Here is a 24,947-nt window from a genome sequence, read left to right on the forward strand (position 1 = left end):
GCTTCCAAATTAAAAATCGTTAACTCACCAGCGCTCTTTGAGCAGGTTCGGCTGAATACCATTGATTAAATGGGTATTGCTGAACGGCTGCTTGATGCCAGCTTCGAATTCTTCGCGGAAATACTTAATTGCGCTTTGCAGTGGCTCAACCGCGCCCGGCGCATGCGCGCAGAAGGTTTTACCCGGTCCGAGGAAACGACACAGTTGCTCAAGTGTCTCGATATCCCCCGGCTGGCCTTCGCCACGCTCCAGCGCGCGCAGAATTTTCACGCTCCACGGCAGCCCGTCGCGGCATGGCGTACACCAGCCACAGGATTCGCGGGCAAAGAACTCTTCCAGGTTACGCACCAGCGATACCATGCCGATTTCGTGGTCTACCGCCATCGCCAGCGCGGTGCCCAGACGGCTGCCTGCTTTACCGATGCTTTCGAACTCCATCGGCAGGTCAAGATGCGCCTCGGTCAGGAAGTCGGTTCCCGCCCCGCCCGGCTGCCAGGCTTTGAATTTCAGGCCATCGCGCATACCGCCCGCGTAGTCTTCGAGGATCTCGCGCGCGGTGGTGCCGAACGGTAATTCCCACAGGCCCGGATTCTTCACGCGGCCCGAGAAGCCCATCAGCTTGGTACCCGCATCTTTGCTTTTCGAGATGTTCTGGTACCACTCCACGCCGTTGGCGAGGATTGCCGGGACGTTACACAACGTTTCGACGTTATTCACACAGGTCGGCTTGCCCCATACGCCGGAGGTCGCCGGGAAAGGCGGCTTGGAGCGCGGGTTCGCGCGGCGGCCTTCGAGGGAGTTAATCAGCGCCGTTTCTTCACCACAGATGTAACGCCCTGCCCCGGTGTGGACAAACAGTTCAAAGTCGAACCCGGTGCCCATGATATTTTTGCCAAGCAGCCCGGCCTCGGTTGCTTCGGCAATCGCACGGCGCAGATGTACAGCCGCTTCGATATATTCGCCGCGCAGGAAGATGTAACCACGATACGCTTTCAGCGCGAACGCGGAGATCAGCATGCCTTCCACCAGCAGGTGCGGCAGCTGTTCCATCAGCAGACGGTCTTTATAGGTGCCCGGTTCCATTTCATCGGCGTTACACAGCAGGTAACGGATGTTCATGGATTCATCTTTCGGCATCAGGCTCCACTTCAGACCGGTGGAAAAGCCCGCGCCGCCGCGCCCTTTCAGACCGGCGTCTTTTACCTGGCTGACGATTTCATCCGGAGACAGGCCGGTCAGCGCCTTACGCGCGCCTTCGTAGCCGTTTTTGCTACGATATTCATCCAGCCAGACCGGCTGTTTGTCATCGCGCAGACGCCAGGTCAGTGGATGGGTTTCGGGAGTACGGATAACGTTTTTCATTTATACCGCTCCAGTAGTTCAGGAATGGCTTCCGGGGTCAGATGGCTGTGAGTATCCTCATCAATCATCATGTTCGGCCCTTTATCGCAATTCCCCAGGCAGCAGGTCGGCAGCAGCGTAAAGCGACCATCAAAGGTCGTCTGCCCCGGTTTGATGTTGAGATTTTTTTCCAGCGCGGCCTGAATCCCCTGATAGCCGGTGATATGGCACACCACGCTGTCGCAGTAGCGAATCACGTGGCGACCGACCGGCTGACGGAAGATCTGGCTGTAGAATGTGGCGACGCCTTCGACGTCGCTCGCCGGAATACCCAGCACATCGGCAATAGCGTAGATCGCGCCGTCCGGCACCCAGCCACGCTGCTTTTGAACGATTTTCAGCGCTTCAATGGACGCCGCACGCGGGTCTTCGTAGTGGTGCTTCTCGTGCTCTATCGCTTCACGCTCTGCCGCACTCAGCTCAAAAGCCTCGGTTTGTGGTTGTTGATTCTCGTGCATAATTAGCGGTCCACATCTGACATAACAAAATCGATACTACCCAGATAGACAATCAGGTCGGAGACCAGGCTACCGCGGATCGCCGAGGGAATCTGCTGCAGGTGCGCAAAGCTCGGCGTGCGCACGCGGGTACGGTAGCTCATAGTGCTGCCGTCGCTGGTCAGGTAGTAACTGTTAATCCCCTTCGTCGCTTCCACCATCTGGAAGGACTCCTGCGCCGGCATCACCGGGCCCCAGGAGACCTGCAGGAAGTGGGTGATCAGGGTTTCGATATGTTGCAGCGTGCGCTCTTTCGGCGGCGGCGTGGTCAGCGGGTGATCCGCTTTGAACGGGCCTTCCGGCATGTTATCGAGGCACTGCTGAAGAATGCGCAGACTCTGGCGCAGCTCTTCCACTTTCAGCATCACGCGGGTATAGCAGTCGGAAACGCCGCCGCCCACCGGCACTTCAAAGTCAAAGTTTTCGTAGCCAGAGTATGGACGCCATTTACGTACGTCGAAGTCGATCCCGGTCGCGCGCAGCCCTGCGCCGGTGGTGCCCCACTCCAGCGCCTCTTTCGCGCCGTAAGCGGCAACGCCCTGCGAACGCCCTTTCAGAATGGTGTTACGCAGCGCGGCTTTCTCGTAAGAATCCAGACGCTTCGGCATCCACTCAAGGAACTCTCGCAGCAGGCGATCCCAACCGCGCGGCAAGTCGTGCGCGACGCCGCCGATACGGAACCAGGCCGGGTGCATACGGAAACCGGTAATGGCTTCCACCAGGTCATAAATTTTCTGCCGGTCGGTAAAGGCAAAGAAGACCGGCGTCATCGCGCCGACGTCCTGAATAAAGGTCGAGATGTACAGCAGATGACTGTTAATGCGGAACAGTTCGGAGAGCATCACGCGGATGACGTTCACCCGATCCGGGACGGTGATCCCTGCCAACTTTTCTACCGCCAGCACGTACGGCATTTCATTGACGCATCCACCGAGGTATTCGATACGGTCGGTATAGGGAATGTAGCTATGCCAGGACTGGCGCTCGCCCATTTTTTCGGCGCCGCGGTGGTGATAGCCGATATCCGGCACGCAGTCGACGATTTCTTCACCGTCAAGTTGCAGGATAATACGAAACGCACCGTGCGCAGACGGGTGGTTCGGGCCGAGGTTGAGGAACATAAAGTCCTCGTTGTCAGTCCCGCGCTTCATCCCCCAGTCTTCCGGCTTAAAGGTCAGCGCTTCCATCTCCAGATCCTGCTTGGCTTTGGTCAGCTCAAACGGGTCGAATTCGGTCGCGCGCGCCGGATAATCTTTACGCAGCGGATGGCCTTCCCAGGTTTGCGGCATCATGATGCGCGTCAGGTGCGGGTGGCCTTCGATATCAATACCAAACATCTCCCAGGTCTCACGCTCGTACCAGTTGGCGTTAGGGAAAAGTTTAGTGAAGGTCGGCACGCGCAGGTCGTTTTCAGACAACGCCACCTTGAGCATGATATCGCGATTACGCTCAATGGAAATCAGGTGGTAGAAAACGGAAAAATCCGCGGCGGGTAACCCGTCACGGTGCGTACGCAGGCGTTCATCCATGCCGTGTAAGTCAAACAGCATGACGTAAGGTTTCGGCAGTTTCTTTAAGAAATCGCCAACCTCCAGTAGTTGTTCACGCTTGACCCAAACAACGGGGATACCGGTGCGGGTCGCCTGAACGGTAAAGGCATCCGGCCCAAAACGGTTGCGCAGTTCGCCGATAACCGGATCATCAAGATGATCGCGGGTACTCCATGCAGCGTCTTGCGCGGTTAAGTCGGTCATATTGTTCACCATTGCAAATGGTCCGTGGTGGTCGGCAGTGCTTCGCGCTATTAAAATAGTGGTTAGCGAAGTGAAGTGCTGCTGCCGACAGGCGCAAATTAAATCTCGTCCGGGGTACGCAGGTTCGTGACGGCAATACGCTCGCCGCGTTTACGTTCGCGTTCTGGCTGCATATTGGCGCGATACACGCCCTGATCGCCCACCACCCATGAGAGCGGACGGCGCTCTTTGCCAATCGATTCTTGCAGCAGCATCAACGCCTGCATATACGCTTCCGGACGCGGCGGACAGCCAGGGATATACACATCCACCGGGATGAACTTATCAACGCCCTGCACTACCGAATAAATATCGTACATGCCGCCGGAGTTGGCGCAGGCGCCCATAGAAATGACCCATTTTGGCTCCAGCATTTGGTCATACAGACGCTGAATAACCGGGGCCATTTTGGTAAAGCAGGTACCGGCCACCACCATCAGGTCAGCCTGACGTGGCGACGCACGCAGCACTTCCGCGCCGAAACGGGCAACGTCATGCACTGCGGTAAAAGAGGTCACCATCTCTACATAGCAGCAAGAAAGGCCGAAGTTGTAGGGCCAAATTGAGTTTTTACGGCCCCAGTTAACCATGTCATGCAGTTTGCCCATGAACACGTTTTTGTTAACTTCCTGCTCCAGGGGGTCGGTTACGATCTCCTGTTTTTGCAGGGGGTAACGGTCATTCTCACCGTTAGGATCTATGCGGGTGAGCGTATAATCCATCTTAATGCCTCGCGGTTAGCGTTGACGATTAGCGATACTGTTCGTTTCCGGGTTCATACGCTCGCGGCGTGAACGCGCGGGCGTCCAGTCCAACGCGCCAATACGCGCCAGATAAACCAGACCAGCCAGTAACACAAAAATAAAAATTGCAGCTTCCACAAAGCCAACCCAGCCGCTTTCGCGGATAGAAGTTGACCATGCGAACAGATACAGCGCTTCAACGTCGAAGATAACGAAGAACATGGCTACCAGGTAAAACTTGGCAGACAGGCGTAAGCGGGCGGTGCCGACCGAGTCGATACCTGATTCAAACGGAACGTTCTTGTGCCTCGCGCGTGCGCGACCGCCCAAAAACCAACCGCCTACCAGCATCAGGCAGCACAGGCCAATGGCAACGATAAGAAAGATAGCGAATGCCCAGTGATGAGCGATGACTTCAGTGGATGTTGACATACTCATTGCTTACTCATCAAAAGTAGCGCCAGTTTCTCTGCTCTTTACGGCAGATGGGCGCCACATCGATTCATGGGGAGGAATAAAAAAAACCCTACAATTACTGTAGAAAATGATAAAAACAGCTAATTGATGTGGTTTTTTACTCCTTTCTATAACCTTTTGTCAACTTTAACAAAAGTTCCTTCACATTAATTTACATCAATTCATCACCATTAACATTAAGTGCCATCCTGGAGAAAATGACTCTTCGGCCAGGGGGGATTTTATGTTGTTGAATCGTGTCCGTTGTGAAGCAAAAGAAATAACACACATCTATTTTGACAGGAATTTGTGAAGATGCCTCCCCCTAAATGGGAGTATTTTCTTGATCTGTGACACGCTTTTGTTAATTCACCCCCTAAAACAGCAACAATTTCTCTAGTTTTTTAACATGCAAATTCATAAAATGGATGTTCTGGTTATTTTTTACCCACATTGAACTGCGAATCGCTACTGGCTGATTTACCGCAACTTTTACAATTTGTGCGGTTAAGCGCGTACAGATGGGCACAAAAAAAGAGCCACTGAGCGTTTTTTCATCGCCAGCGGCTCTTTTTTACATTTACGACTTAGCGCCTTTTGTCTGCGAGCTACTCAAAACCCCCTTCCACCATCAGCGGATCATCTCCGCCCTCTGCAGAAAACTGGTTGTAATGCCATGGGTTTTGATAGCTTTCCATCGCATGGAAAATCACCATCGCCAGCTCGTTCTGGCTATTGGGATCGCGGCACAACAGATATTCCGTATCCGGCAAAGGCGGTAATCCGTCTGCGGCGCCCAGCACGCGAAGGTCGGGACTCATCATTTCGACAGGTCGAGCCGTTACGCCAAGACCGGCTTTAACGGCCGCGCGTACCGCCGGTAAAGTAGACGCCACATAGGCCAGCCGCCAGGGAATACCCGCTGCATTTAGCGTCTCCAGCACCATATCGCGGAATGGACTGGGATCGTCCAGCAGGACTAGTGGTACGGGCTCTCCCCTTTGCAAAACATACTCAGCCGCACAATACCAATGGGTGGGCGAGGTCCGCAAATTCAGACAGTCCAGCGAATGAGGTTGGTTAGTCGTCACCACCAAATCTACTTCCTGCGATTTAACCATGTCCACCATATAGGCGTTGCGTTTTACCCGTACATCAAGCGCGAGTTTCGGATAAACCGAGCTGATTCGGCTAAGCAAAAAAGGCAGGATAGTATCAGCTGATTCATCAGAAGCGCCGATTGTTAACACTCCCTGAAGATTACTGAACATTAATGATGAACACGCCTCATCATTAAAACGCAGGATTTTTCTGGCGTACCCCAGAAGCTGGATACCGTGTTCGGTCAAAAGTTTGTTACGGCCATGGCGGGCGAACAATTCCTTTCCCACGAGTTGCTCAAGACGCTGCATTTGCTGACTGACCGCAGACTGAGTACGACATACCGCCGCCGCCGCCGCGGCGAAGGTGTTCAGATCGGCAACGGCCACGAACGTTCTCAGCAGATCGAGATCGAGGTTAATTATCGGACGATTTGCATTTATCATAATTTTTCACTTACTGGCGGGTCATATCGGGCTGACCTGGTTAATGCTGTGCATTCAGAAACAAGCAATTCCATTTGTAATGTGCATCCTTCGCAGTACCGCCTGGTTACCCAGGTAAATGTTAGAATGTAATTGAAAATACGACCAAAACACTTCTCTTACTTACTGATATAATACCAAATGCAACTGATCGGGATATATCAAAGAGAATGTGTCATACCTTTAGGCGTCTACAGATTTCTGCTAATGATGGACGTGTAAATCTTGTAACAGCGTCAAATAGTTTACCGAGACGCACAGATACAAAAACAATATATTGAACAATAGGTTATGTATAAAATCGCGTCATGATAATTAGCAGACAACGCAGACTACGCCCCCGTTTCGGATCATTATCTTAACCTAAAACCGCTATATTTATAAGTATTATTACGAATAATCTTAACCTTGGATATGTTATACTAATCGGACCAGAAAGATATTATTACGACTTTAGTAAATGCTTTTTAAATATTAAATAATAATTAATTAAGATTTCTACCATTCATTAATTATACTTAACAATAGTTTCACACCCCCCGCCGCCGGAAAGGTCTAACCTTCTCATTTTACCTTTAATACTCAGTATTTCCGAAATAGCCGACGCGACACTAATGATGAATGCTTATCTCTCATAAAACAGATAATTTCTGACAACAGAAAAAACCACATTACCAGCAATCACACAGAACAAAACGCTATACATGAAGCCAAAAATAGAAAATGCATCTAACAAAATGATTTTATGAAGTTTTAAACCGTACTAAAGCGCGTTAAAAATAAACAAAATCTTCTTCTGTTCACTCTTCAAAACTCACCGTCGTGGGAGTACATTGTTTCGTGCTGACTTCCACGGCAGGGAGTGGCAATAACAGCTAAAAGGTCAAGATTCATGTCCCCCATTGAAAAATCCAGCAAACTCGAAAATGTCTGTTATGACATTCGTGGCCCCGTTCTGAAAGAAGCGAAACGCCTTGAGGAAGAAGGTAATAAAGTTCTTAAACTGAATATCGGCAACCCCGCCCCCTTCGGATTCGAAGCGCCGGACGAAATTCTGGTCGATGTCATTCGTAATTTGCCGACGGCGCAAGGATATTGCGACTCGAAAGGGCTTTATTCTGCCCGTAAAGCGATTATGCAGCATTATCAGGCCCGTGGAATGCGCGATGTAACCGTGGAAGATATCTATATCGGTAACGGCGTTTCCGAGCTAATCGTTCAGGCGATGCAGGCGTTGCTTAACAGTGGCGATGAAATGCTGGTTCCCGCGCCCGATTATCCGTTATGGACAGCGGCGGTATCGCTCTCCAGCGGCAAGGCGGTACATTATCTTTGCGATGAATCTTCCGACTGGTTCCCGGACCTTGACGATATCCGCGCCAAAATTACCCCACGTACGCGTGGTATTGTCATTATTAATCCAAACAACCCTACTGGCGCCGTCTATTCTAAAGAATTGTTGATGGAAATTGTCAACATTGCGCGCGAGCATAATCTCATCATCTTCGCCGATGAAATTTATGACAAGATTCTCTATGACGATGCCGAGCATCACTCTATCGCTGCACTGGCGCCTGATCTGCTGACCATCACCTTTAATGGTTTGTCTAAAACCTATCGCGTCGCCGGCTTCCGCCAGGGCTGGATGGTGCTGAACGGGCCGAAAAAACATGCGAAGGGCTATATTGAAGGACTGGAGATGTTAGCCTCAATGCGCCTGTGCGCTAACGTCCCGGCGCAACATGCTATTCAGACCGCGCTCGGCGGCTATCAAAGCATTAGCGAATTTATTCTGCCGGGCGGTCGACTGTATGAACAGCGTAACCGCGCCTGGGAGTTGATTAACGATATTCCCGGCGTTTCCTGCGTAAAACCGCGCGGCGCGTTGTACATGTTCCCCAGGATCGACGCTAAACGTTTTAATATTCACGACGACCAGAAGATGGTGCTGGACTTCCTGCTACAGGAAAAGGTGCTGCTGGTGCAAGGTACCGCCTTTAACTGGCCGTGGCCGGATCACTTCCGCATTGTGACGCTACCGCGTGAAGATGACCTGGAGATGGCCATCAACCGTTTTGGGCGTTTCCTCTCAGGTTACCATCAATAATCTTAAATTCAGGCTACTTCGGTAGCCTGAATTGCATCTTCATCTCCCTCCCCGCACAATGAAGTCTGCCGCAGTGAAAACAAAAGGTAATCTATGAAGCAGAGCCATTTTTTCGCCCATCTCTCCCGCATGAAGTTGATTAACCGCTGGCCGCTGATGCGTAACGTGCGTACAGAAAACGTCTCCGAACATAGTCTGCAGGTGGCGATGGTCGCCCATGCGTTGGCGGCGATAAAAAACCGTAAATTTGGCGGTCAACTCAATGCTGAACGCATCGCGCTTCTGGCGATGTATCATGATGCCTCGGAAGTACTGACCGGCGATCTGCCGACGCCGGTAAAATATTTTAATTCCCAGATAGCCCAGGAATATAAAGCGATCGAAAAAATCGCCCAGCAAAAGCTGGTTGATATGGCGCCGGATGAATTACGCGATATTTTCGCACCGCTTATTGATGAGAATGCCTGGAGCGAAGAAGAACAGGCAATCGTAAAACAGGCCGATGCGCTTTGCGCCTACCTGAAATGCCTGGAGGAGCTCTCAGCGGGAAACAATGAGTTTGGACTGGCAAAAACGCGGCTGGAAAAAACGCTGGAATTACGTCGCAGCCAGGAGATGGACTATTTTATGGCGGTATTCGTACCAAGTTTCCATCTCTCTCTTGACGAGATAAGCCAGGATTCACCGCTTTAGTTGCCGGATGGCGGCTAACGCCTTATCCGGCCTACCGTTCTTCCCGTAGGCCTGATAAGCGCAACGCCATCAGGCCTTTTCCTGTCTGGGGTTAAAACGGAAACAACATTGGAATCATCACAATACAAACCGCCATCACAATAAGCGTGAACGGCACGCCAAGCTTCACAAAATCGCTAAAGCTATAGTTTCCCGGCCCCAGAACCAGAGTATTCACCGGCGATGAAACCGGCGTCATAAAGGCGGCGGATGCCGCCATCGCCACCGCCATCGCAAACGGATAGGGCGACACCCCCATCGATTTCGCCGCCGCCAGCGCAATCGGCGCCATCAGCACCGCCGTTGCCGTGTTAGAAATGAACAGTCCTATGACGGCACACAGCACGAACAGGCATCCCAGCATCATATACGGCCCATAGCCGCCGCCGATATCCATTAACCCTTGCACGACCAGAGAGACGCCGCCGGTTTTTTGCAACGCCAGCGCAAACGGCATCATACCCACAATCAAGATAATACTCGGCCAGTGGATCGCTTTATACGCGCTTTCAGCATCAATACAGCGAAATTTCCCCATCAGCAGGCAGGCGATAATCGCCGCGATCGGGTTGGGAATTTCATCGGTCAACATCAGCGCCACCATCAGTACCAGGCAGAAAATGGCGTGCGGCGCCTGGCTGTGCGCAGGAGAGGCTTCGCTGACCTCGACCGGCATATTCAGCACCACAAAGTCGCGGCCTTTTTGCCCCAGCAGGCTGATTAACTTCCAGTTCCCCACAACCAGAATGATATCGCCCATCAATAACGGCTCATCGGCCAGCGACCCTTCCAGCGCGACGCCGTCGCGTTTCAGGCCGACCACATTCAGCCCGTAACGTGTACGGAAAGCGATTTCACGCACCGACTTGCCAATCAGTTCAGACTCCGGAATAAGCGAAATTTCCGCCATCCCGACATCCAACGCCTGATCGGAAAAATATTCTCCACGCAATACCATCGGTTCCAGCAGTTGCTCGGCGCAGAACTCTCTGAGGTCAACCTCCGCCGCCGACATATCAATCAGCAGAACGTCGCGAGCGCGAAACTCCGATACGCCGTTCACATTGACGATAACCCGCCGAAAGCGCCGCCAGCGTTCAACGCCGATGACATTGGCGCCGTAACGTTCGCGCAGTTTAAGGTCGTCCAGCCGCTGTCCCACCATTGGCGAACCGGGGCGAATCGCCAGACGGCGAGCGCGCCCCGTCAGACGGTACTCGCGGATAAGATCGCGGAAAGTGCGCCGCTTACCGGCCTGTTGTCCGGGCGCATCGCCTTTTAGCATGAAGCGCATCACCAGCATATAAACAATGCCGAGCGCCAACACCACAATCCCCAGCGGCGTCACGCTAAAAAAGTTGAACCCGTGCAGGCCTTCACGCAGCAGTTCACTGTTAACCACCAGGTTCGGCGGCGTCGCCACCAGCGTCATCATTCCGCTGATAAGCCCGGCAAAACTCAGCGGCATCATCAGGCGCGAAGGCGAGGTCTGCATATGCATAGAAACGCTAAGAACAACGGGGATAAAGATCGCCACCACGCCGGTTGAACTCATGAAAGCGCCAAGTCCGGCGACGGTGATCATCAGTAAAACCAGCATTTTGATTTCACTGCTGCCCGCCATTTTAACCAGCCAGGTACCGACCACCGTCGCAACGCCGGTGCGTACGAGGCCATCGCCAATAATAAATAAGGCGGCGATAAGAATGACATTCGGATCGCTAAAGCCGGAGAAGGCTTCCGGAAGGGTCAAGGTACCGCTAAGGACAAAAGCAACAATGACGAATAAAGCCACCGCATCCATACGTACTTTGCCCGTCGCAAACAACACGACGGCAATCGCCAGTAAAGAGAGAACCCAAATCAATTCACCGTTCACAACATATCCTTGTCAGATGAGAAGATAACGCGATTCTGCCATAAATATGCCCCGCCAAAGCGGGGCGATATCATGATCAGGTCTTTCTTAACACCACTACATCGCCGTTTGGTTGTTTAGCGACCGATAATTGCGTCAGGCTATCCAACGCAAAATCAACATCCGCCAGACGCGGCGTGTCGGCCGGCGCATTGACCGCAATGACGTGGCAGCCCGCAGCCAGCCCGGACAGCACGCCAGCCGGGGCATCTTCTACTACGACGCACTCCTGAGGGGCCAGGCCAAGCAGTTGTGCGCCCAGCAAATACGCATCCGGCTCCGGTTTGCCGCGTTTGACTCGTTCGGCGGTGACAAACACCTCTGGCGCTGGAAGGCCCGCGACCTGATGGCGCGCACGCGCGACCGGCATTGAACCGGAGGTGACGATAGCCCACGGAATGCCCGCTTTATTCAGGTGATTGAGTAAATCGACTGCCCCCGGCAACGCGGTGATCCCTGCGGTTTCAGTGGCTTCTATTTGCTCCAGGCGCGTAAACTCAGCGGCAATTTCCGCCTCCGATTTACCCGCCATAAAATGCCGCAACGAGGTGATCGCCTGTTTGCCATGAATAAAGCCCAGCACCTCATCATGAGCAAGGTTAAAACGATCGGCCCAGCTACACCACGCGCGTTCAACGGCAGGTAATGAGTCAACCAACGTTCCATCCAGATCAAACAGAAAACCTTTACACTGCACGCGAGCCTCCTCAGGCATTAATGATTTGATTGATTTCATTCGCGCTCAGGTGGTACTGACGCGGGCAGGCATGCCAGACATTCAACATCCGCTGGTATTTTTCCCACATCGGCGTCTGGGCATTAAAGCCGTGCGTCCCGGCGTCAAAGTGAGTGTAGCGTCCTTCTATATTCACCATAAAACGGACATAGCCGAGGTAACGCGCTTCCGTCGCGGCGTCAAACCCCAGGAAGGTGACGCGACGTTCGTCGATGGCTTGCGTATCTTTGAGGTTGGTCCAGGAGACGTGCAGCGCATGGTACATCTCCATAATATCGATGATGGTACGACAGGTCTCTTCCGTCAGCTCGCCAAACTCGCGATCCAGCTCGCGCATCTGCAGGCCGTAGCCGCGTTCAATAATTGTTTGTAAGCGACGGTAACGCTCGGCGTTGGTGGGATCGAGCATCGTCATCATTTTGTACTGGTTAGACAAAATCAGACGTTGCGCGTTGGTCATTTCCATTTTGAACTCCTGTATCACGCTATGGCGATGAAAAAAGAAGGCATTGGTATGCCTTCTTTTATATGCGTAATCCGGGGTCAATTACAAATCATCCAGGAAAGTTTTATCCAGTTGTTTGAAGGCGCGCTTAAGCGTGTCAGCTAATGCCTGGTAATCCGGCTTTCCTTCTACCGGCGCCAGCGCTTGTCCAGCCTCCTGCAATTTACCGCGAACTTCGTAAAACCAGTTAAGGATTGAAGGCGGCAACGGCGTCACGGAACGTTTCCCTAACCACCATAATCCCTGCATAGGCAAGCTCAGGGCGAACAGGGCGGTCGCCACGGCCGGACCTAACTGACCGCCCAGCGCTATCTGCCAGCATAATGTAAAGACGGCGACAGGCGGCATAAATCGTATGGCATAGCGCGTCATACGAATGACGCGGTTTTCGACGAAAACGGGCGCCAGCCGCTTTTCCATCGGCCACGTCTTCGCGTAGTGCTGCCCCCGGCGAAATAAGCTAAAAAAATTTACGGAGCGATTATCCGGTGTCGACATGGCCTACCTCAACTTCACATATAAAATTTAAAAAATTTGTGCAAAACAACAACTGCGAGGGACAACGTTCAAAACATTTTGTCTTCGATACCCACTATCAGGTATCCTGTGTCGGCCTGTCAAAGGCCGGTAGTTTAAAATCATTGAGTCGTCAATATTACACATAGTATGCCATTGGCTGAAAAATACGCAAAATGGCATAGACTCAAAGGTATTTCTTCCATCATGCCCAAAAAAACTCCTGCGCATGATGTTAATCATAAATGTCAGGGCTATCATGCGCTACGCTCTATGGCTCACTGATGTTTTTTTAGCCACGTATCATAAATAGGTACTTCCATGTCGAGTAAGTTAGTACTGGTTCTGAACTGCGGTAGTTCTTCACTGAAATTTGCAATTATTGATGCAGTTAATGGTGATGAATACCTTTCTGGTTTAGCCGAATGTTTCCATCTGCCAGAAGCACGCATCAAATGGAAAATGGACGGCAGTAAACAAGAAGCGGCTTTAGGTGCAGGCGCCGCTCACAGTGAAGCGCTGAACTTTATCGTTAACACTATTCTGGCACAAAAACCAGAACTGTCTGCGCAGTTAACTGCAATTGGTCACCGTATCGTACACGGCGGCGAGAAGTATACCAGCTCCGTAGTCATTGATGAGTCCGTCATTCAGGGCATCAAAGATTCCGCCTCTTTCGCACCGCTGCATAACCCGGCTCACCTGATTGGTATCGCCGAAGCGCTGAAATCTTTCCCGCAGCTGAAAGATAAAAACGTTGCAGTATTCGACACCGCCTTCCATCAGACCATGCCGGAAGAATCTTACCTGTATGCCCTGCCGTACAGCCTGTATAAAGAACACGGCGTTCGTCGCTATGGCGCACACGGCACCAGCCACTTCTATGTAACTCAGGAAGCGGCAAAAATGCTGAACAAGCCGGTAGAAGAACTGAACATTATCACCTGCCACCTGGGCAACGGCGGTTCTGTTTCCGCTATCCGTAACGGTAAATGCGTGGATACCTCTATGGGTCTGACCCCGCTGGAAGGCCTGGTCATGGGTACCCGTTCCGGCGATATCGACCCTGCGATTATCTTCCACCTGCACGACACTCTGGGCATGAGCGTGGATCAGATCAACAAAATGCTGACCAAAGAGTCCGGTCTGCTGGGTCTGACTGAAGTGACCAGCGACTGCCGTTATGTTGAAGACAACTACGCCACCAAAGAAGACGCAAAACGTGCGATGGATGTTTACTGCCACCGCCTGGCGAAGTACATCGGTTCTTACACCGCTCTGATGGACGGTCGTCTGGATGCAGTCGTGTTCACCGGCGGTATCGGTGAAAACGCCGCGATGGTTCGCGAACTGTCTCTGGGTAAACTGGGCGTGCTGGGCTTTGAAGTCGACCACGAACGTAACCTGGCGGCCCGCTTCGGCAAATCTGGTTTCATCAACAAAGAAGGTACCCGTCCGGCGGTGGTGATCCCAACCAACGAAGAACTGGTTATCGCGCAGGACGCGAGCCGTCTGACTGCCTGATTTCACACCGCCAGCCTCGCTGGCGGTGCTGTTTTGTAACCCGTCCCCAAAAGACGGTAACGAAAGAGGATAAACCGTGTCCCGTATTATTATGCTGATCCCTACCGGAACCAGCGTCGGCCTGACCAGCGTCAGCCTCGGCGTCATCCGTGCTATGGAACGCAAAGGCGTTCGTCTGAGCGTCTTTAAGCCTATCGCCCAGCCTCGCGCTGGCGGCGATGCGCCTGACCAGACCACCACTATCGTTCGCGCGAACTCTACCCTGCCGGCGGCTGAACCGCTGAAGATGAGCCACGTTGAATCTCTGCTTTCCAGCAACCAGAAAGACGTGCTGATGGAAGAGATCATCGCGAACTACCATGCGAATACCAAAGACGCGGAAGTGGTGCTGGTTGAAGGTCTGGTTCCGACCCGTAAACATCAGTTCGCTCAGTCTCTGAACTATGAAATCGCGAAAACGCTGAATGCGGAAATCGTTTTTGTCATGTCTCAGGGGACCGACACGCCAGAACAGCTGAACGAACGTATCGAACTGACGCGCAGCAGCTTCGGCGGCGCGAAAAACACCAACATCACCGGCGTTATCATCAACAAACTGAATGCGCCGGTTGATGAACAAGGCCGTACTCGCCCGGATCTGTCGGAGATTTTTGACGACTCTTCCAAAGCGCAGGTGATCAAAATCGATCCTGCTAAACTGCAGGAATCCAGCCCGCTGCCGGTTCTGGGCGCGGTGCCGTGGAGCTTCGACCTGATTGCGACCCGCGCTATCGATATGGCGCGTCACCTGAACGCCACCATCATTAACGAAGGCGATATCAAAACCCGCCGAGTTAAATCCGTTACGTTCTGCGCGCGCAGTATTCCGCATATGCTGGAACATTTCCGCGCAGGATCGTTGTTAGTGACCTCCGCTGACCGTCCGGACGTACTGGTCGCAGCTTGCCTGGCCGCGATGAACGGCGTAGAAATCGGCGCCCTGTTGCTGACCGGCGGCTATGAAATGGACGCACGCATTTCTAAACTGTGCGAACGCGCATTCGCCACCGGTCTGCCGGTCTTTATGGTGAACACCAACACCTGGCAGACTTCGCTGAGCCTGCAAAGCTTCAATCTGGAAGTCCCGGTTGATGACCATGAGCGCATCGAGAAAGTTCAGGAATACGTCGCGAACTACGTTAACGCTGAGTGGATCGAGTCGCTGACCGCCACTTCCGAGCGTAGCCGTCGCCTCTCTCCGCCGGCGTTCCGCTACCAACTGACCGAGCTGGCGCGTAAAGCCGGTAAACGCGTAGTGCTGCCGGAAGGCGACGAACCGCGTACCGTCAAAGCGGCGGCAATCTGCGCTGAACGCGGCATCGCCACTTGCGTACTGCTGGGCAACCCGGATGAAATCAACCGCGTCGCGGCATCTCAGGGCGTTGAGCTGGGCGCAGGTATTGAAATCGTCGATCCGGAAGTGGTGCGTGAAAGCTATGTCGCTCGCCTGGTTGAGCTGCGTAAGAGCAAAGGCATGACCGAACCGGTTGCCCGCGAACAGCTGGAAGACAACGTGGTGCTCGGCACGCTGATGCTGGAGCAAGACGAAGTCGACGGCCTGGTTTCCGGCGCGGTTCATACCACCGCCAACACCATCCGTCCGCCGCTGCAGCTTATTAAAACGGCGCCGGGTAGCTCCCTGGTCTCTTCTGTGTTCTTTATGCTACTGCCGGAACAGGTTTACGTTTACGGCGACTGCGCAATCAACCCAGACCCGACCGCAGAGCAGCTGGCAGAAATCGCGATTCAGTCTGCGGATTCCGCCATTGCCTTCGGTATCGAACCGCGTGTGGCAATGCTCTCCTACTCCACCGGCACCTCTGGCGCGGGCAGCGACGTAGAGAAAGTACGTGAAGCGACGCGTCTGGCGCAGGAAAAACGTCCTGACCTGATGATCGACGGTCCGTTGCAGTACGACGCCGCGGTCATGGCTGACGTAGCGAAATCCAAAGCGCCGAACTCGCCGGTTGCGGGTCGCGCTACCGTGTTCATTTTCCCGGATCTGAACACCGGTAACACCACCTACAAAGCGGTACAGCGTTCTGCCGACCTGATCTCCATCGGGCCGATGCTGCAGGGTATGCGCAAGCCGGTGAACGACCTGTCCCGTGGCGCGCTGGTTGACGATATCGTCTATACCATCGCCCTGACGGCAATCCAGGCTTCTCAACAGCAGCAGTAACAGTAAAAGCCAATGCCGGATGGCGGCGTGAACGCCTTGTCCGGCCTACAGGTGAAATACCGTTGTAGGCCGGATAAGACGCGTTAGCATCGCCATCCGGCATTCTGCTATTTACCCTGCAAAGCGGAATTTTTTGCTTAACTGCGCTGCATCAATGAATAACTATTCCCTTCTTCTCATACTTAACCTCTTTGCTTTGCAACAGGGATAGTCTGTCATGTCTGTCGTTACAGAATCAAAAACAGCCAGAAAATGGGCAATGCCCGATACGCTGGTCATCATCTTTTTTGTCGCCATTTTAACCAGTATCGCCACCTGGGTCGTCCCCGTTGGGATGTTTGATAGCCAGGAAGTGCAGTATCAGGTCGATGGTCAGACAAAAACCCGCAAAGTCGTCGACCCGCACTCTTTTCGCATTGTGACCAATGAGGCCGGGGAAGCGCAGTATCATCGCGTACAATTTTTCACTACCGGCGATGAAAGACCAGGGCTGATGAATTTTCCGTTTGAAGGGTTAACATCCGGATCGAAATTCGGCACTGCCGTCGGCATCATTATGTTTATGTTGGTGATTGGCGGCGCATTCGGCATCGTGATGCGTACCGGCACCGTGGATAACGGCATTCTGGCGCTTATTCGCCACACGCGGGGCAACGAAGTCCTGTTTATTCCGGTGCTATTTGTCCTCTTTTCGTTAGGGGGCGCCGTATTTGGCATGGGCGAAGAGGCGGTCGCCTTTGCAATTATCATAGCCCCGCTGATGGTCAGGCTGGGCTATGACAGCATTACCACCGTCCTGGTGACCTATATCGCCACCCAAATTGGCTTTGCCAGTTCGTGGATGAACCCTTTCTGCGTAGTCGTCGCCCAGGGGATTGCCGGCGTGCCGGTACTTTCCGGCTCCGGGCTGCGTATTGTGGTCTGGGTTGTCGCCACGCTGATTGGGTTGGTTTTTACGCTGGTCTACGCCTCACGCGTGAAAAAGAATCCGCTGCTGTCCCGCGTCCACGAATCCGATCGCTATTTCCGCGAACAGCAGGATGAAATCGTCCAGCGCCCTTTCACCTTTGGTGACTGGCTGGTACTACTGGTCCTGACCGGCGTAATGATTTGGGTCGTCTGGGGCGTGATTGTCCACGCCTGGTTTATTCCGGAGATCGCCAGCCAGTTTTTCACCATGGGCGTGGTGATCGGCCTCATCGGCGTTATCTTCCGCCTCAACGGTATGACGGTCAACGTGATGGCGTCCTCATTCACCGAAGGGGCGAGGATGATGATCGCACCCGCCTTGCTGGTGGGTTTTGCCAAAGGCATTCTGCTGCTGGTCGGCAACGGCGAAGCCGGGGAACCCAGCGTGCTCAATACGTTGCTTAACAGTATCGCGCATGGCATCAGCGGGCTTAATAATGCTATCGCCGCCTGGTTTATGCTGCTCTTCCAGGCGGTATTTAATTTCTTTGTCACGTCCGGTTCGGGCCAGGCGGCGTTAACCATGCCATTACTGGCGCCGCTCGGCGATCTGGTCGGTGTTAACCGTCAGGTGACTGTTCTGGCCTTCCAGTTTGGCGATGGCTTCAGCCATATTATCTATCCGACATCGGCCTCGCTGATGGCCACGCTGGGCGTATGCCGGGTCGATTTTCGCAACTGGCTGAAAGTGGGGGCGTCGCTGCTGGGACTACTGTTTATTATGTCCAGCGTGGTCGTCATTGGCGCGCAGATGATGGGATATCATTGATCCAAAATGCCGGATGAGCATCAGCGCCATCCGGCAATATCTTCATGATTAAAGCAGTGATTTCGCGGCTTCTACAATCGCTTCGGCGGTGAGTCCGTACTCTTGTTGTAAGAAATCCTGCGTTCCTACCTGCCCATAACGCTCTTTGACGCCAACACGACGCATCGGCACCGGGCAGTTTTCCACCAGCACTTCCGCCACCGCTGACCCTAGTCCATTATGGATGCTGTGGTTTTCACACGTGACGATACGCCGCGTTTTTTCCGCATAGTTTTTCACCAACATGCGATCGATAGGCTTTAAGGTGAACATATCAATGACCGCGGCGCTCACACCTTCCTGCTCCAGTTGGCGCGCCGCCTCCAGCGCCTCCGCCACCATAATGCCGTTGGCGATAAGCGTAATATCATCGCCCTCGCGCAGTACGTTGCCCTTGCCAATGGTAAAGGTAGAGCCTGGCGCATAGATACTCCGCGCCTGCTTACGGATGGTACGCAGCCAGTAAAAACCGTCCAGGTCCATTAGCTGGCGTAAAATATCCGCGAACATCACCGCATCCGTCACCTCCAGTACTACGGAGTGCGCCAGCCCGCGAACAATCCCCATATCTTCAAAAGACATATGGGTGCCGCCGTTATGGCACGCCGTCACTCCGGCATCGGAGGCGATCACTTTGACGTTGTTACGCTGATAATCCAGCGCCATAAAGAGCTGATCAAAACAGCGACGGCTGGCAAAAGCGGTAAAAGTATGCACAAACGGTTTGCGACCGGTCAGCGCCAGTCCCGCCGCCGTGCCAATCACATTCGCCTCCATAATACCGCAGTTAATGACATGCTGCGGGTAGTCACGCGCCACGCTGTCCATCGCCATTGAGCTCATTAAATCAGCCTCAAGCGCAATAATTGGGCTTCCGGCCTCAATCTGCCCGGCGACAAAACCGGCGTAAACTTTGCGCATTTCGATATCGTCTTTAAGCCCTGCGGGCGCAAGCTTAATCATGCATGACCTCCAGTTGATGAATGGCCTCATTGAGCGTCTGCTTCATGCCATCCGTCAGGCGTAAGTGGTGAGAATTCGTTAACTGCTCCAGGCATGGCACCCCCTGCCCTTTAATGCTGTCAAGGATCACAACCCGTGGCTGGGCATCGGCGGGCGGCACAGGCTGAACCACCGCCAGTAGTCCGGCGATATCATCGCCTTTGACGGTGACGACATCGAAACCAAACGCGCGGAATTTCCCTTCCAGATCGAACGGATTGATAATCTCCTCCAGCTCACCGTCAAGCTGCTGTTTGTTCCAGTCAATGAAAACGGTCAGATTATTCAGGCGGTGGTGGGCAATAAACTGAAACGCCTCCCAGCACTGCCCTTCATTGAGCTCGCCATCGCCGACAATGCAAAATACCCGGTTGGGTCGCCGCGCCAGTTTATGCGACAGCGCCATTCCGCCCGCAATAGAGATGCCCTGTCCCAGTGAGCCGGTCGTGGCGTCCACGCCGCGCGTTTTTAGCCGATCCGGATGGCTGGGAAGACGGGTGCCGTTCTGGTTAAGCGTATTCAGCTCTTCGAGCGGGAAATAGCCTTTAATCGCCAGGGTACTGTACAACGCGGGGCCCGCATGGCCTTTCGACAGCACGAAGTAATCGCGCTCCGGCCAGTCCGGGTCGGCAGGGTCGATTTTCATCACCGCGCCGTACAGAACCGCCAGAGTTTCCACTACCGACATGCTGCCGCCATAGTGACCAAAGCCAAGATGGTTTAAGGATTTGAGCGTGGCGACGCGAATGTCGCGCGCCAGTTGGGTGATTTCGGTTACGTTCATTCTTTCGCTCCGCTATTTTCCTGCACTTCGGCATTCGCTTTTTTGTTTTTGGCCAACACGTTGTACGCCACCAGTAGCGCGAATAGCGCCACCACCAGCCCCGTGATAGCCATCGGCGACAGATAACGCGCCAGGTTGCCCAGCAAAATACCGATTACGCCAAAGTCAGCATCCGAGAACGTGGTATTGGCGAAGCCGATCGCGCCGAGAACCGGCAGTAACAGCACTGGCAGGAAAGTGATTAATAGACCATTAGCAAATGCGCCGATCATCGCCCCGCGGCGACCGCCGGTGGCATTGCCAAAGACGCCTGCGGTCGCGCCGGTAAAGAAGTGCGGTACAACGCCTGGCAGGATTAACACAAGCTTCATCTGTCCAAGCAGGAACAGACCCACCAGCCCGCCGAGAAAACTGAACAGGAAGCCAATCAGTACCGCGTTAGGGGCATAGGGATACACCACCGGGCAGTCCAGCGCCGGACGCGCGTTTGGCACCAGTTTTTCTGAAAAGCCGGTAAAGGCCGGAACAATTTCCGCCAGAATCAGACGGACGCCTTGCAGAATGATGAATACGCCGGCGGCGAAGGTGATTGCCATGATAATGGCGTACACCAGATAGTTTTGCCCGCCGCTAAACGTCGCTTCGACATACTCACGCCCTGCGCTGACTGCCATGATCAGATAGATAATCATCATGGTCAGCGAAATCGAGATAGAACTGTCGCGTAAAAAACTGAGGTTTTTCGGCAGGTTCATCTCTTCCGTGGAGCGGGAGCCTTTACCACACAGGCTGCCAATCCAGCCGGAAAGCACATATCCCAGGGTACCGAAGTGACCAAACGCAATGTCATCGGTACCGGTAATCCGCCTCATATAACGTTGGGCCAACGCCGGGAAGAAAGCCATCACCAGCCCCAGGATCAGCGATCCGGTGAAGACCAGCCCTACGCCCTCAAACCCCGCCACGGTCAGGATTACGCCAATCATACAGGCCATGTAAAAGGTGTGATGCCCGGTCAAAAAGATATATTTAAGACGCGTAAAGCGCGCCACGACAATATTGGCCACCATACCAAATGCCATAATTAACGCCGTGGACGCGCCATATTTTTCCAGCGCGATTGAGACTATCGCTTCATTATTAGGAATAATACCCTGAATATTAAAAGCGTGTTCAAACATACCCCCTAGCGGATTTAATGAACCCACCAGTACGGTTGCGCCGCCGCCAAGCACAATAAAACCTAAAATGGTTTTAATCGTGCCTTTCACCACATCGGAAAACGCTTTTTTCTGCGCCACCAGACCAATCAGCGCAATTAACCCTACAAGCACCGAGGGCACTTTTAAAATATCAACAACAAAATTCAGCGTTTCAAGGATAAACATATCCACCTCGCCAGCAATAATTATTGTTTAGCGAACCATGCGCGCAGCTGCGTTTCCAGTTCGTTGATGTCGATGATGTTATTGATCACCACCAGTTGGCTTTCCGGTACGCTGGCGCTGGCCGCGATATCTTTGGCCATTACAAAAAGATCGGCAGCCCCGGGCGTGGCCGATGAGAGATCGGAGTGTTCCACCTCGGCGTCAATATTGAGTTTCTTTAATACTTTTTTAATGTTCATTTCTACCATAAAACTACTACCCAGGCCGGAACCGCAAATTGCCATGATTTTCATTATTGTCACCTTTTAAAAGTAGAGTTGGTCTGCATCACGCACGGGCGTAATGTTATTTACCGCAAGAAAATGGAATAAAATCAAAAACGGTCAATAATCTTTTTAATGTCCTCCAGGTTTTTTGCCTGATGTAATTTTTCCATATCTACATCACTGGAAAATAATTCCGCCAGCGCCGATATCATTTCGATATGACTGTGCTTATCAGGCGCCGCCAGCATAATAATGATGTCAACCGGATCAAATTCGTCTGCGCCAAATGAAACGCCGCGCTGTAGTTTCAGTAACGATAAACCTAACCCTTTCGCCCCCTCTTCCGGCCTCGCATGCGGCATCGCTAACCCTGGCGCTAATACATAATATGGCCCAAGCTTTTGGTGCTGCTGAACAATCGCCGTAAGGTATTCCGGTGCGATAACACCTGCGTCCAGCAGGGGTTTGCCGCAAATTTCCAGCGCCTGCGGCCACGTTTCCACGCTCTCCTGTAGCGTGATGGTTGCGTCAGATAACCAGGTTCCCAGCATGTTATTCGCCCCCACGGTGTATGAAATTATGAACAAACTTTATTCAAGCCATTCGATATTAGCTGCGATCGTTATCACAAAGATAGCGCTACCAGCGACTATTACTCAGAATTGTGATAGCGCTATCAAATTAAAATCATGGTGTGAAATCACAGCAAAAAAGCGGATTTAAGGCGTATACTGCCAGTCATGCGAAGCAAAGAACGACAATAAAAAAGCATCTCAACATGTTGTAATGACGCAGGAATTTGTATGTCGATACCCCGTAAACGGCGCAGTACCGGTAAAGTGACTATCGCCGATGTAGCCCAACTTGCCGGTGTAGGCACGATGACCGTATCACGAGCCTTACGCACGCCGGAACAGGTCTCTGATAAACTCCGGGAAAAAATCGAAGCGGCAGTGCATGAGCTGGGCTATATGCCTAATCTCGCCGCCAGCGCGCTGGCGTCTGCCTCCTCGCACACCATCGCAATGGTCGTACCGAACCTTGCGGAAGCGGGGTGTTCTGAAATGTTCGCCGGGCTGCAACAAATTTTACAGCCCGCTGGCTACCAGATTATGCTGGCGGAATCGCAGCATCGCGTGGAACAAGAGGAGAAGCTGCTCGAAACGCTGCTGGCCTCCAACATTGCCGCGGCGATTCTGCTTAGCGTCGAACATAGCACTACCGTGCGCCAGTGGCTGAAAAATGCCTCTATCCCGGTGATGGAGATGGGCGCGATTCGCAGCGATCCTATTGATATGAATATCGGTATTGATAACGTTGCGGCAATGTATGAGCTGACGGAAATGCTGATTCAGCGCGGTTATCAGAATATCGGGCTGCTATGCGCCAATCAGGAACAGTGGATTTTTCAGCAACATCTGCACGGCTGGTACAAAGCGATGCTTCGCCACCATATGTCGCCAAACCGGGTGATTAATGCCGCTTTGCCGCCCAATTTTTCTACCGGCGCGTCGCAACTGCCGGAGTTTTTACTGGCGTGGCCGGAGCTGGACGCGCTGGTATGCGTATCGGATGAGCTGGCCTGCGGCGCGTTATACGAGTGCCAACGACGGCGGATCAAAGTTCCGGACGATTTAGCGGTGGTCGGGTTTGGCGATAGCGATGTCAGCCGGGTCTGCCAGCCGCCGTTAACCACCATGGCCGTACCACACCGTAAGATTGGCAGTGAAGCCGGACGGGCGCTGTTGGAAAGGTTAAATCAGGGAAACTGGAGCGATCGAAAATCCATCGCCTCCAGTTTATGTATGCGGGAAAGCTGCTAAAACGCTTATTCCGTCTCTTCCGGTTTCTCCTGAAGCGCAGCTTCGTTTTTGGCGTTGCGGGTCATCCACAGCGCCAGCGCTTTGAGCGAGTCCGGCGTAAACTCATCACAGCGCGCGGTGATCTCCTCCGGAGTCAGCCAACACACTTCGCTGACTTCATCTTCCTGAAGCGCGAAAGGCCCGTGGGAAACGCAGCTAAACAGCGCGCCCCAAACCCGGCAATGTTGGTCTTCAAAGTAAAACAGACCGTGTTCGGCAAACGGCACGCCTGCAATACCCAACTCTTCTTCCGCTTCGCGGCGGGCAGATTCCAGTAGCTGCTCATCAGCCTGGACCACGCCGCCTGCGGTAGCATCTAACATACCGGGCAAAAAATCTTTTGTTTCGGTACGACGCTGCACCAGAATTTTACCCATACCATCATGAACGACGATATACGTCGCACGATGCCGTAAGCGTTGCGCACGCATCTGTTCCCGGCTGGACTGTGCAATGACTTCATTGTCTTCATTCACAATATCCACCCATTCCGTACTTGCCAAACGACGCTGTTCCACCATCAGGAAACCTTCTTATTTCTGGCGCTCTTACGGCGCATTTACGTTTGTGAGGTAAATTACGAGTTAATTGCAACCTGCGCAATGATACTTTGATCATTGAGTGCGATTACGCTCAACACATTATCATCCAGAATACCGTAGCTTGCCGCATACCCGCCTTTCGGAATGCTCACTGACCCAGGATTAAAGTGATACAGCCCTTCCTGCTGTTGCGCCACTGGCAGATGCGTATGACCATAAACCAACACATCGCCAGTATGCAGAGCGGGCGGATTCGTCGGCCCGAAGAGGTGCCCATGCGTTAAAAATAGCCGCCTCTCTTGCGTCAATATTTGCTGCCACGGCGCAGTTATCGGGAAATGCAGCAGCATCTGATCCACTTCGCTATCGCAGTTGCCGCGCACGGCAATGATTTGCGTCGCCACCGCGTTCAGGCGTTCGGCGACCTGGGCGGGCGCATAGCCTTCAGGCAGCGCATTTCGCGGGCCGTGGTTAAGGACATCGCCTAATATCACCAGCCAACGCGCGCCGCTTTGCGCGAACCGCTCAAGCACGCGTTCCGTGGCGGGTAAAGAACCATGAATGTCCGATGCGAACATCAGTTTCATCGCT

General features: G+C 53.1%; 24 protein-coding genes. 6 read left to right on the forward strand and 18 right to left on the reverse strand.

The window, feature by feature from the left end:
- Positions 1 to 24: 24 nt before the first annotated feature.
- The 7 genes from nuoF to lrhA form a co-directional block, all read right to left on the reverse strand.
- Positions 25 to 1,362: an NADH-quinone oxidoreductase subunit NuoF gene (nuoF, locus tag ACLJPQ_RS13775; protein WP_000800048.1), complete on the reverse strand. Its 1,338-nt coding sequence runs from the start codon at positions 1,360 to 1,362 to the stop codon at positions 25 to 27.
- Entirely contained in the window at positions 1,359 to 1,859 is a 501-nt protein-coding gene (nuoE, locus tag ACLJPQ_RS13780) for an NADH-quinone oxidoreductase subunit NuoE (RefSeq protein ID WP_000545038.1), read from the reverse strand. The genes nuoF and nuoE overlap by 4 nt, the downstream gene beginning before the upstream one ends.
- Positions 1,860 to 1,861: 2 nt before the next feature.
- A complete protein-coding gene (gene nuoC / locus ACLJPQ_RS13785; RefSeq protein WP_000247855.1) occupies positions 1,862 to 3,664 on the reverse strand; it encodes an NADH-quinone oxidoreductase subunit C/D in 1,803 nt (600 codons plus the stop codon).
- Between the two features lie 86 nt (positions 3,665 to 3,750).
- Positions 3,751 to 4,413 carry an NADH-quinone oxidoreductase subunit NuoB gene (gene nuoB / locus ACLJPQ_RS13790; RefSeq protein WP_000386728.1) on the reverse strand — a complete coding sequence of 221 codons (663 nt, stop codon included), beginning with the start codon at positions 4,411 to 4,413 and terminating at the stop codon, positions 3,751 to 3,753.
- 15 nt (positions 4,414 to 4,428) lie between these two features.
- Positions 4,429 to 4,872 (reverse strand): NADH-quinone oxidoreductase subunit NuoA, encoded by a 444-nt coding sequence (gene nuoA, locus ACLJPQ_RS13795; RefSeq protein WP_000062993.1) that lies wholly within the window; start codon positions 4,870 to 4,872, stop codon positions 4,429 to 4,431.
- Between the two features lie 394 nt (positions 4,873 to 5,266).
- On the reverse strand, positions 5,267 to 5,419 hold the full coding sequence (locus ACLJPQ_RS13800; RefSeq protein ID WP_001121022.1) for a hypothetical protein: 153 nt from the start codon (positions 5,417 to 5,419) through the stop codon (positions 5,267 to 5,269).
- 79 nt (positions 5,420 to 5,498) lie between these two features.
- Positions 5,499 to 6,437, reverse strand: a complete 939-nt coding sequence (gene lrhA / locus ACLJPQ_RS13805; RefSeq protein WP_000606288.1) for a transcriptional regulator LrhA — start codon at positions 6,435 to 6,437, stop codon at positions 5,499 to 5,501.
- A gap of 931 nt (positions 6,438 to 7,368) precedes the next feature.
- Here lrhA and alaA point away from each other — a divergent pair.
- Together alaA and yfbR are read left to right on the forward strand one after the other, a co-directional pair.
- The gene (gene alaA, locus ACLJPQ_RS13810; protein WP_000074540.1) at positions 7,369 to 8,583 is read left to right on the forward strand and encodes an alanine transaminase AlaA; all 1,215 of its coding nucleotides are present in this window, start codon (positions 7,369 to 7,371) and stop codon (positions 8,581 to 8,583) included.
- A gap of 93 nt (positions 8,584 to 8,676) precedes the next feature.
- Positions 8,677 to 9,276, forward strand: coding sequence for a 5'-deoxynucleotidase (yfbR, locus tag ACLJPQ_RS13815; protein ID WP_000813882.1), 600 nt, complete (start codon positions 8,677 to 8,679; stop codon positions 9,274 to 9,276).
- Between the two features lie 91 nt (positions 9,277 to 9,367).
- Here yfbR and ACLJPQ_RS13820 read toward each other — a convergent pair whose 3' ends face one another.
- The 4 genes from ACLJPQ_RS13820 to yfbV form a co-directional block, all read right to left on the reverse strand.
- Positions 9,368 to 11,194 carry an SLC13 family permease gene (locus tag ACLJPQ_RS13820; RefSeq protein WP_001012856.1) on the reverse strand — a complete coding sequence of 609 codons (1,827 nt, stop codon included), beginning with the start codon at positions 11,192 to 11,194 and terminating at the stop codon, positions 9,368 to 9,370.
- A gap of 76 nt (positions 11,195 to 11,270) precedes the next feature.
- Positions 11,271 to 11,948 carry a sugar phosphatase gene (locus ACLJPQ_RS13825; protein WP_001555201.1) on the reverse strand — a complete coding sequence of 226 codons (678 nt, stop codon included), beginning with the start codon at positions 11,946 to 11,948 and terminating at the stop codon, positions 11,271 to 11,273.
- Positions 11,941 to 12,435, reverse strand: a complete 495-nt coding sequence (locus ACLJPQ_RS13830; RefSeq protein ID WP_000426135.1) for a YfbU family protein — start codon at positions 12,433 to 12,435, stop codon at positions 11,941 to 11,943. The genes ACLJPQ_RS13825 and ACLJPQ_RS13830 overlap by 8 nt, the downstream gene beginning before the upstream one ends.
- An 81-nt stretch (positions 12,436 to 12,516) precedes the next feature.
- Complete coding sequence (yfbV, locus tag ACLJPQ_RS13835; RefSeq protein ID WP_000106617.1) at positions 12,517 to 12,972, reverse strand: terminus macrodomain insulation protein YfbV; 456 nt, start codon at positions 12,970 to 12,972, stop codon at positions 12,517 to 12,519.
- Positions 12,973 to 13,311: 339 nt separating this feature from the next.
- On the opposite strand from yfbV, the gene ackA reads away from it, so the two are divergent.
- From ackA to yfcC, 3 genes are all read left to right on the forward strand, one after another.
- Complete coding sequence (gene ackA, locus ACLJPQ_RS13840; RefSeq protein ID WP_000095689.1) at positions 13,312 to 14,514, forward strand: acetate kinase; 1,203 nt, start codon at positions 13,312 to 13,314, stop codon at positions 14,512 to 14,514.
- A gap of 76 nt (positions 14,515 to 14,590) precedes the next feature.
- Positions 14,591 to 16,735: a phosphate acetyltransferase gene (pta, locus tag ACLJPQ_RS13845; protein ID WP_000086692.1), complete on the forward strand. Its 2,145-nt coding sequence runs from the start codon at positions 14,591 to 14,593 to the stop codon at positions 16,733 to 16,735.
- A 217-nt stretch (positions 16,736 to 16,952) separates the two neighbouring features.
- Positions 16,953 to 18,473, forward strand: coding sequence for a putative basic amino acid antiporter YfcC (gene yfcC, locus ACLJPQ_RS13850; RefSeq protein WP_080184846.1), 1,521 nt, complete (start codon positions 16,953 to 16,955; stop codon positions 18,471 to 18,473).
- A 48-nt stretch (positions 18,474 to 18,521) separates the two neighbouring features.
- Here the strand turns inward: yfcC and ACLJPQ_RS13855 are convergent, their stop codons facing one another.
- The 5 genes from ACLJPQ_RS13855 to ACLJPQ_RS13875 form a co-directional block, all read right to left on the reverse strand.
- Positions 18,522 to 19,475, reverse strand: a complete 954-nt coding sequence (locus ACLJPQ_RS13855) for a transketolase family protein (protein ID WP_000593026.1) — start codon at positions 19,473 to 19,475, stop codon at positions 18,522 to 18,524.
- Positions 19,468 to 20,298 carry a transketolase gene (locus ACLJPQ_RS13860; RefSeq protein WP_001103256.1) on the reverse strand — a complete coding sequence of 277 codons (831 nt, stop codon included), beginning with the start codon at positions 20,296 to 20,298 and terminating at the stop codon, positions 19,468 to 19,470. The genes ACLJPQ_RS13855 and ACLJPQ_RS13860 overlap by 8 nt, the downstream gene beginning before the upstream one ends.
- Positions 20,295 to 21,686 carry a PTS ascorbate transporter subunit IIC gene (locus tag ACLJPQ_RS13865; RefSeq protein ID WP_001518515.1) on the reverse strand — a complete coding sequence of 464 codons (1,392 nt, stop codon included), beginning with the start codon at positions 21,684 to 21,686 and terminating at the stop codon, positions 20,295 to 20,297. The genes ACLJPQ_RS13860 and ACLJPQ_RS13865 overlap by 4 nt, the downstream gene beginning before the upstream one ends.
- 20 nt (positions 21,687 to 21,706) lie before the next feature.
- Positions 21,707 to 21,979: a PTS sugar transporter subunit IIB gene (locus ACLJPQ_RS13870; RefSeq protein ID WP_000699818.1), complete on the reverse strand. Its 273-nt coding sequence runs from the start codon at positions 21,977 to 21,979 to the stop codon at positions 21,707 to 21,709.
- Positions 21,980 to 22,059: 80 nt separating this feature from the next.
- Positions 22,060 to 22,503 carry a PTS sugar transporter subunit IIA gene (locus tag ACLJPQ_RS13875; protein WP_023137725.1) on the reverse strand — a complete coding sequence of 148 codons (444 nt, stop codon included), beginning with the start codon at positions 22,501 to 22,503 and terminating at the stop codon, positions 22,060 to 22,062.
- 252 nt (positions 22,504 to 22,755) lie between these two features.
- On the opposite strand from ACLJPQ_RS13875, the gene ACLJPQ_RS13880 reads away from it, so the two are divergent.
- The gene (locus ACLJPQ_RS13880; protein ID WP_000026949.1) at positions 22,756 to 23,775 is read left to right on the forward strand and encodes a LacI family DNA-binding transcriptional regulator; all 1,020 of its coding nucleotides are present in this window, start codon (positions 22,756 to 22,758) and stop codon (positions 23,773 to 23,775) included.
- A gap of 5 nt (positions 23,776 to 23,780) precedes the next feature.
- Here the strand turns inward: ACLJPQ_RS13880 and yfcD are convergent, their stop codons facing one another.
- Positions 23,781 to 24,335, reverse strand: a complete 555-nt coding sequence (gene yfcD, locus ACLJPQ_RS13885) for an NUDIX hydrolase YfcD (protein ID WP_000230215.1) — start codon at positions 24,333 to 24,335, stop codon at positions 23,781 to 23,783.
- Between the two features lie 56 nt (positions 24,336 to 24,391).
- Positions 24,392 to 24,943: a phosphodiesterase gene (gene yfcE, locus ACLJPQ_RS13890; RefSeq protein WP_000772461.1), complete on the reverse strand. Its 552-nt coding sequence runs from the start codon at positions 24,941 to 24,943 to the stop codon at positions 24,392 to 24,394.
- Between the last annotated feature and the right edge of the window lie 4 nt (positions 24,944 to 24,947).

Origin of the sequence: Salmonella sp. SAL04213 (genome assembly GCF_046550535.1) — a bacterium.
Classification (GTDB): Bacteria; Pseudomonadota; Gammaproteobacteria; order Enterobacterales; family Enterobacteriaceae; genus Salmonella; species Salmonella enterica.

Excerpts from the sequence above, each read along its gene's own strand:
- nuoE (WP_000545038.1), bottom strand. The coding sequence starts at position 1,859 with ATGCACGAGAATCAACAACCACAAACCGAGGCTTTTGAGCTGAGTGCG.
- nuoC (WP_000247855.1), bottom strand. The coding sequence starts at position 3,664 with ATGGTGAACAATATGACCGACTTAACCGCGCAAGACGCTGCATGGAGT.
- yfcE (WP_000772461.1), bottom strand. The coding sequence starts at position 24,943 with ATGAAACTGATGTTCGCATCGGACATTCATGGTTCTTTACCCGCCACG.
- nuoF (WP_000800048.1), bottom strand. The coding sequence starts at position 1,362 with ATGAAAAACGTTATCCGTACTCCCGAAACCCATCCACTGACCTGGCGT.
- ACLJPQ_RS13870 (WP_000699818.1), bottom strand. The coding sequence starts at position 21,979 with ATGAAAATCATGGCAATTTGCGGTTCCGGCCTGGGTAGTAGTTTTATG.
- ACLJPQ_RS13825 (WP_001555201.1), bottom strand. The coding sequence starts at position 11,948 with ATGCCTGAGGAGGCTCGCGTGCAGTGTAAAGGTTTTCTGTTTGATCTG.
- yfcC (WP_080184846.1), top strand. The coding sequence starts at position 16,953 with ATGTCTGTCGTTACAGAATCAAAAACAGCCAGAAAATGGGCAATGCCC.
- ACLJPQ_RS13865 (WP_001518515.1), bottom strand. The coding sequence starts at position 21,686 with ATGTTTATCCTTGAAACGCTGAATTTTGTTGTTGATATTTTAAAAGTG.
- ackA (WP_000095689.1), top strand. The coding sequence starts at position 13,312 with ATGTCGAGTAAGTTAGTACTGGTTCTGAACTGCGGTAGTTCTTCACTG.
- ACLJPQ_RS13855 (WP_000593026.1), bottom strand. The coding sequence starts at position 19,475 with ATGATTAAGCTTGCGCCCGCAGGGCTTAAAGACGATATCGAAATGCGC.
- ACLJPQ_RS13875 (WP_023137725.1), bottom strand. The coding sequence starts at position 22,503 with ATGCTGGGAACCTGGTTATCTGACGCAACCATCACGCTACAGGAGAGC.
- yfbR (WP_000813882.1), top strand. The coding sequence starts at position 8,677 with ATGAAGCAGAGCCATTTTTTCGCCCATCTCTCCCGCATGAAGTTGATT.
- ACLJPQ_RS13880 (WP_000026949.1), top strand. The coding sequence starts at position 22,756 with ATGTCGATACCCCGTAAACGGCGCAGTACCGGTAAAGTGACTATCGCC.
- nuoA (WP_000062993.1), bottom strand. The coding sequence starts at position 4,872 with ATGAGTATGTCAACATCCACTGAAGTCATCGCTCATCACTGGGCATTC.
- ACLJPQ_RS13830 (WP_000426135.1), bottom strand. The coding sequence starts at position 12,435 with ATGGAAATGACCAACGCGCAACGTCTGATTTTGTCTAACCAGTACAAA.
- alaA (WP_000074540.1), top strand. The coding sequence starts at position 7,369 with ATGTCCCCCATTGAAAAATCCAGCAAACTCGAAAATGTCTGTTATGAC.
- nuoB (WP_000386728.1), bottom strand. The coding sequence starts at position 4,413 with ATGGATTATACGCTCACCCGCATAGATCCTAACGGTGAGAATGACCGT.
- yfbV (WP_000106617.1), bottom strand. The coding sequence starts at position 12,972 with ATGTCGACACCGGATAATCGCTCCGTAAATTTTTTTAGCTTATTTCGC.
- yfcD (WP_000230215.1), bottom strand. The coding sequence starts at position 24,335 with ATGGTGGAACAGCGTCGTTTGGCAAGTACGGAATGGGTGGATATTGTG.
- lrhA (WP_000606288.1), bottom strand. The coding sequence starts at position 6,437 with ATGATAAATGCAAATCGTCCGATAATTAACCTCGATCTCGATCTGCTG.
- ACLJPQ_RS13860 (WP_001103256.1), bottom strand. The coding sequence starts at position 20,298 with ATGAACGTAACCGAAATCACCCAACTGGCGCGCGACATTCGCGTCGCC.